Source organism: Oscillibacter valericigenes (assembly GCF_021531435.1).
GTDB lineage: Bacteria > Bacillota > Clostridia > Oscillospirales > Oscillospiraceae > Oscillibacter > Oscillibacter valericigenes_B.
The window spans coordinates 1-6,605 of sequence record NZ_JAFBIS010000048.1 but is presented as its reverse complement, the minus strand read 5'-3'; the positions used below and the strand labels follow the sequence as shown (position 1 = coordinate 6,605).

Below are 6,605 nucleotides of genomic sequence, written 5' to 3'. Positions count from 1 at the left end.
CTGACAGCATTGTATCACGGGCATCTCAAAGCCTGCTGATATCTGAATTATTAACTTTAAAACTTATTATACGAGGAGGAAGTACAATGAAAAAGATACTGTCGGTACTCATCACCTTGTCTATGCTGATTTGCATACTGCCGACCGCCTATGCGGTTCAGACAGAATATGCAGATATGCCGGATCAGGGCTATTGGTCTCACGATGCGCTGCAGGCGGCGGTGGACAACGGTCTTATGCAGGGAAATGGCGGCAGGCTGAATCCCAAAAGCAATCTGACCCGTGCGCAAATGGCAGCTATAATTAACCGCGCTTTTGGCGCAACGGAGCAGGCTGATATCAGCGGCTATACGGATGTGGATCCCAGCTCGGTGCTTACGCCCGAACTGGCCAAGGCAGTCCGCATGGGGACCTTCCAAGGCAATGGCGTCCGCATGATGCCGGGAGCCAATATTACGCGGCAGCAAGCCTTCGTGGTGCTGGCCCGCGCATTGAAGCTGGAAGATGGCACCGCTGCGGATCTCGCCCGCTTTGCCGATGCCGATAAGGTGGGAGCCTGGGCAGTTCCCCAGGTGGCCGCCATGGTAAAGGCCGGCTATGTAAATGGCAACGGACAGACGCTGAATCCCCAGGGCCTTATCACCCGTGAGCAGTTTGCCCAGGTCATGTATAACACAATCGCCAAGTACATCAATCATGCAGATACCTATACGGAGCTGCCTGATGGCAACATCCTGATCAATACGCCTGATGTGGTTTTGAAAAATGCCACCGTCAAAGGCGATCTGATCATTGGCGATGGCGTAGGCGGCGGCGACGTGACGCTGGACCATGTGTCGGTCGAGGGCCGTGTTGTGGTTCGCGGCGGCGGCGAGCATTCCATCAAGATCATCAACGGGTCCGAAATCGGCAATGTAATCGTCAGCAAGAGCGCTTCCGGCGCTGTGCGCGTGCGTACCGAGAGCGGATGTCTGGTGGAGGCAGTCATCATTAATGATGGCCAGGATAATATCATTCTGGAAGGCAATTTCAATAAGGTTGTTGTTGAGAGCAGCATTCCTGTTGCCCTGAAAGATGCCACGGTGGCTACTATGACTGTCAAAGCAGAAAATGCCGAGGTCTCTTTGGACGGTACAACCAAGATTGCTTCTGTGGAGATTACAGAGCAGGCTACCAGCGCAAAACTGGACGTTTCCAAAACTGCAGCGGTGGCTGCGGTCAAGTCTGCAGCCGATGACGTGGAGATCAGCGGCAGTGGCAAGGTCCAGAGTGCCATTGTCAGCGGCGATAATACTATCATCAATACAGCAGGCACTTCTGTCACGACAGCTTCCGGTACCACCGGCGTGACTGCTAACGGCAAGCCGGTACAGTCCGGTACGACGACGAATACTCCCAGCAGCTCCGGCGGCAGCTCCGGCGGCAGTTCCGGCGGCAGCTCCGGCGGCAGTTCCGGCGGTAGCAGCTCCGGCGGCTCTGCGGCAGCTGCAAAAGAAGTCGCAAGTGTAGCCGAGCTGCTGGCGGCGATTCAAGCTGGAGAGAAGCGGATCCGCAGCACAGGATTCCTGTATGTGGATTCCGATTTGACCATTCCTGCCGGCACTGAGCTGAACGTGGAATTCGGCATGACCATCGATGACTGCACAGTCACAGTGGGCGCAGGTGCTGTTTTGAACAATACCGCACCTTCTAAGACGGATGCCGATAGCAATGATTATTATCGATATTTGTCCGTGGTGGATGGCGGTGTACTGTTCAACCAGGGCACACTGACCAATGCCAAAACCAAAATGGTAGACATCTACGAGGGTGATCTGCAAAACAGCGGCACTGTGATCAATCACGGAAATTTCCTGCTGTACGGCGGAAATATGGAAAATGACAATGACGCAGTGATTGAAAACTATGGCACCCTTGAGCTGGGAGAAATCAATTCCCGTATCAGCAATATGTCGGACGTCGTCCCCAATGTGCCCGCCCATGCCGCGAACTTCAACAATCATGGCCGTGTGGATAACTATCGGAGGATTCTTATCCGCGGCAGCAAGCTGACGAATGAAGGCACGATCAACAATTTCCGCACAGACGAATATGGACGGGCCCATTTCGATGTGACCGGCACGGCAAAGTTTGAAATTGAGAGAACGCTGGAGCTTGTCCAGCCCGATCAAATCACGGACAAAGATCGGGTCGTGATGGAAACGCCCGATGGTGTCATCAGAGAAGCCAGCCGCAATGTCCGTCTCATCGGAGCATTCCGCCCCGAGCTGGTGAATACCGGCGTAATCAATAACGGTGCCAATCTGCTCATCGAGAGTGCGGATCTCCAAAATGATGGAACGATCAACAATGAAGGCTATTTTGGCGTTCGGCTGCGCCATACGGATCGCTGGGACTATGACGGCGAGGAAATCGCAATTCCGGAAGGTACGTTTACGCCCAGTAAAGTGATCAATAACGGTACCATTGTGAATAAGCGGAATACCAATGGCAGCTTCGATCAGATCGGCGGTAACTTTACCAACGCAGGCCACTTCACCAATCAGCGTCATGCTGACTTTGAGGATGTCCGGTTCAGTCAGCCTGACGGTGGTAGATTTGAAACCTACCGCGCAGCGATCTTTACCGCCTGTACACTGGTCGTGGCAGACTCCAATGACTTCATCAATACGGATTACATCTCTTTCGTGGATCAGTTCTTTGCTGAGACCGGCAGTCCGGATAACCGGTTCTGTGATATGAGTGGCTTCGCAAATCTCGACAACTGGATGGAGAATAACCGTAGAAACATTACGGCTGCCGTTTACAGTGGAGACGGGCTCGCGGCAGCTGAGGCGGAGCAGAGCGCGGCAGGCCGCTATTCCCGTCTGGAGTTTTCCGCGGATATGACCATCGCCGGGAATAAACGCTTGGAGGAATTTTCCAGCTACCGTATCGTGGACGGCAAGGATGAGAACGGAGACAGCATTCCGACGACTCTGACTGTGGCTGATGGTGCAAAGCTGACTGTGGCTCCCGGCTGTGAGCTGTCCTTTGACAGCGGCAGATACAGCAGGATCCTGGTGAAAGAGGGCGGCACGCTGGTGACGGAGCGCAATCTTTCCAACGGCAATCGCGGCAGAGTCCGGATCCTCGAGTCCTTCGGATTTGAGAATTACGGTACTGTCATCAACGACGGCGAGTTCCATATCATCTATGAGGATGACGGCAGCGGCAAACTGGAGCATTCCGGCGTACTGGTTGGCCTGCCTGACAGAAATGGCCACAAGGAAGCCTGGGTGTGCTCTGACATCGGCTTTAAGAACGCTGTTAATGGGGACTTTGACCGCATCAGTGTGGATGAGGGAACAGTCACAGTGGACTATGACCTGACCATCCCGCAGGAGATCAACTTGTTCATCTATCCCGGTGCTGCGCTGGTTGTGGAAGAGGGTTGCACGCTGCGTGCTGACTGCTGCCAAATCGTCAATAGCGGCACGCTCACTGTTTGGGGAACTCTGCTGCTGGGCGAGCAGTGCGGACTGAACAACCGCGGTACTCTGGAGATTGGACAGATGACCGGTACGCAGGCTTCGTTGGTCCAAACGCTGGCAGGCACTAACGCCCGCGCACGCATCTACAACTATGATGGCCACATCCAAATCTTTGGACTGGGTCATCTGGATATGGAGAACGGCGATTATTTCCCCAGCGAGTTCAACAATGGAACGATTTATGCACAGGGCGATATCAACGACTGGAGTAAGGTCACGCTTCCCACGGGAATGCTGCACTGAGGAATCCCCACCCCGCCGCATCCACGGTTCATAGTGTGCCGAGTAAGGCGGGCAAAAGATTTCAAACCTTTTCATAATAGAGAGTCCACTTCGTTTGCGAGATTATCCTTCATGCGCTATACCATGCGCATGAAGGATAATCTCATTTATTCCAGGACTTGCGTATACAATATCAACTACCATGTGGTGTGGTCAGTCAAGTATCGCAAGAAGGTAATCACTCCGGAAATCGAAGCCGCCATGAATCAGCGGGCACAGGAGACAGCAAAGGAAAAAGGTTTTACTGTTCACCTCTTCGAGGTGGGGGGAAGGAGACCATAACGAATGACATTGGGCTGCGAGCCCCATGGTTTTTCTTCTTGTAACACAAATGATTTCTTTTGTGTTGACTACCACATCAAGTAAGCATATACTATAATCAAAAGGAGGAATAAATCATGGCAACTAATACAATCCGCCTAAGTGATGGCGTAAAAGAAGAGACCTGTCGAATCGCAGGTCAAATGGGTTTGACTTTCAACTCGGTTGTTAATATTCTTCTGAAAAAATTCAATGAAACAAAAGGCTTTCCGTTTCCTGTGGTTCTGGAAAACGAGCAGAAGAGCGTTTTTGATATGAGCACAGAGGAATTCACCGCTCTTTGCCGCCAGGCAGTTGAGGAACGGGATACTGTTCCCCGGATGGAGTATGTGACGACCATCGATAAGGATACCGGTTTATTGATGAAGAAATACTGGGATGGGCGGGTTGAGTATGTCATCGATTGAGCAGAAAAATCCGCAAATTCTGGTATTTGCTGGCCCGAATGGATCTGGCAAAAGCACAATTACCAAAAAGGTTCAACCCATTGGTTTGTATATCAACGCCGACGACATCAAAGCAATGAACGGCTGCTCTGATTTAGCCGCAGCGCAGGAAGCCGAAGCCATTCGAGAGCATCTCCTCAAAAAGAAGTCCTCATTCACGTTCGAAACAGTCCTCTCAACCCCCCGCAATCTGGAGCTTTTAAAGCGTGCCAAAAACGAAGGTTACTCCATTTTCGCGGTATTTGTTCTGACGGCTGACAGCGCCATTAACGTTCAGCGTGTCAAATTCCGTGCATTGGGCGGCGGACACGATGTGCCTGAGGACAAAATCGTGGAGCGATATCATCGGTCCCTCAAAAACATTGCTCCGTTAGCCCGAATCGCAGATGATCTTAAAATATTCGACAACTCCGGTGAGTATCCCGTCTGTATCTGCTCTAAGCATGGAAACATCGTGGAGATATTCCCGTCAGAGCGATGGTCTAAGAAGGACATTTTTGCTCTGCTGATGGATCAAGAAAAACGAATCGAGAGTAAGGACCGATAGCCCCGTCTTCTCACACCACCGAGTGTGACGTTCGGCGATCGGCGGTTCAATCGCATAAGTGCTGGGACTCGTACCAAGCTGGCTGGCCGCGACTTTTACAATACAGATGGAATTGACCATCAGGTTCTGAAAGGCGCTACTGGTGTTGTTGTTTTTGTTAAATGGAATTCTTTTCAGTCTATCACAGAGCAAGAAAGCGCCTCGAATGAGGCGCTTTCCCTTGTTTCCGGGCCTAATCCTCCTCCGGGACAGCGCACCTGCCGGAGTCCAGCGCCTCCCGCAGCAGCTTTTCAAATTCCACCAGTCCCTCCTTCGGACCGAAGGTCTCCACCACATTGCCCGCCACCCGGAAGGCGCACGCCGCCTTGCTGATGTCCCCGGCGCACAGCAGGACCTCCTCCACGTCCACCGGAAGCACCAGCGACTCTCCGCCGGGAGCAGCAAGGTCCATCGCCCGGCTGAGCAATTCCTCATAGATGGGATACTTGTCCGATATCTCGCTGCGCAGGCAGTAGCTTCCGTCCGCGTACTTGTCGATGATGAGATACCGCAGCCGCCGGGCTTCGGTGTCGGCAGGCAGGAGGTCCATATGGTTTAGGACCTGTATGTCCTGTGACTCCTCCCCATCGCCAGTCGTCCCCCAGTCCGGCTTCGGATACCAGCTCCACCTTTCCTCCCCCAGCATCTTCTGGAACTCCGAGAGTGGGAACAGGCCCTTGGCCAGCGGTCTTGCGCCGCCGTTCAGCCGCTGCAGCACATCCAGCAGCTCGCCGGTCTCCATTCGCCAGTTATATTGCAGCTTGTAAAAGAAATTGTCGACACACGGCATTCCGTTGTGTTCCGTTTCTTTTTCCCCACGCCGCTCACGCACCCACACCTCCATGGGGCCGTCATCCCCCGGGTAGCCCTCCAGAATGAAGCCGTTCTCCAGTGGGATGTCCCACCCAAAGTCAAACTCCTTTTTCCGGAAGGTCAGCAGGACGTCCCTGTCCATGGCGGCGAAGGCGTCCCAGACCAGCGGCGTGTCCCGGCGCATACCCACCGCGCCGTCCATGCGCCCCTCCACCTCAAAGGCGCAGAGATCCTTCACCAGATTGGTGTAGACCCCATTCCGGGAGTTTTCCAGCACCACCAGGCCGTACTTGGCCTCCTGGGAGAGGGCGGGCAGGCAGGACGCTCCCTGGGGCGTGGTCCGCCTGTACCACTTCCCCTCCACGGCGTCCTCCCCGTGGAGAGTCCGGAGCAGCAGGCTGCTGTCCCCGTCGGTGAAGTCCCCTTTCTCCCGCAGCAGGTCGTAGAAATCATCCACGCAGTATTCCTTGCAGGTCCGTTCCTGCCTCATCTTCTCGTATTCCGGCTCGGAAACCAGTCTGACACGGATCATCGTTCTTCCTCCTCTATTACAATAAGTTTTGGTTGGAAGCTCAGCATCCAGCTGGGCTTCCTTCCATCTCGTGCCTCAGCTACAATTAGGGG

The 6,605-nt window shown here is 53.6% G+C and carries 5 protein-coding genes; 4 read left to right on the top strand and 1 reads right to left on the bottom strand.

Features of this window, described 5'->3' with window-relative positions:
• Positions 1–86: 86 nt before the first annotated feature.
• The 4 genes from JQM68_RS13320 (at position 87) to JQM68_RS13305 (ending at position 5,129) form a co-directional block, all read left to right on the top strand.
• A complete protein-coding gene (locus JQM68_RS13320) occupies positions 87–3,776 on the top strand; it encodes an S-layer homology domain-containing protein (RefSeq protein ID WP_235223511.1) in 3,690 nt (1,229 codons plus the stop codon).
• A gap of 111 nt (positions 3,777–3,887) precedes the next feature.
• A complete protein-coding gene (locus tag JQM68_RS13315) occupies positions 3,888–4,097 on the top strand; it encodes a transposase (RefSeq protein WP_328283744.1) in 210 nt (69 codons plus the stop codon).
• A gap of 116 nt (positions 4,098–4,213) precedes the next feature.
• Positions 4,214–4,543: a type II toxin-antitoxin system RelB/DinJ family antitoxin gene (locus tag JQM68_RS13310; RefSeq protein ID WP_235223510.1), complete on the top strand. Its 330-nt coding sequence runs from the start codon at positions 4,214–4,216 to the stop codon at positions 4,541–4,543.
• A complete protein-coding gene (locus JQM68_RS13305) occupies positions 4,530–5,129 on the top strand; it encodes a zeta toxin family protein (RefSeq protein ID WP_235223509.1) in 600 nt (199 codons plus the stop codon). Before JQM68_RS13310 ends, JQM68_RS13305 begins: the two co-directional genes overlap by 14 nt.
• 232 nt (positions 5,130–5,361) lie before the next feature.
• Here JQM68_RS13305 and JQM68_RS13300 read toward each other — a convergent pair whose 3' ends face one another.
• Complete coding sequence (locus tag JQM68_RS13300; RefSeq protein WP_235223508.1) at positions 5,362–6,513, bottom strand: hypothetical protein; 1,152 nt, start codon at positions 6,511–6,513, stop codon at positions 5,362–5,364.
• Positions 6,514–6,605: the final 92 nt, after the last annotated feature.

What these genes read in the sequence shown, in the direction of transcription:
- JQM68_RS13320 (WP_235223511.1), top strand. Translation starts at nt 87, where the DNA reads ATGAAAAAGATACTGTCGGTACTCATCACCTTGTCTATGCTGATTTGC.
- JQM68_RS13305 (WP_235223509.1), top strand. Translation starts at nt 4,530, where the DNA reads ATGTCATCGATTGAGCAGAAAAATCCGCAAATTCTGGTATTTGCTGGC.
- JQM68_RS13300 (WP_235223508.1), bottom strand. Translation starts at nt 6,513, where the DNA reads ATGATCCGTGTCAGACTGGTTTCCGAGCCGGAATACGAGAAGATGAGG.
- JQM68_RS13310 (WP_235223510.1), top strand. Translation starts at nt 4,214, where the DNA reads ATGGCAACTAATACAATCCGCCTAAGTGATGGCGTAAAAGAAGAGACC.
- JQM68_RS13315 (WP_328283744.1), top strand. Translation starts at nt 3,888, where the DNA reads ATGCGCTATACCATGCGCATGAAGGATAATCTCATTTATTCCAGGACT.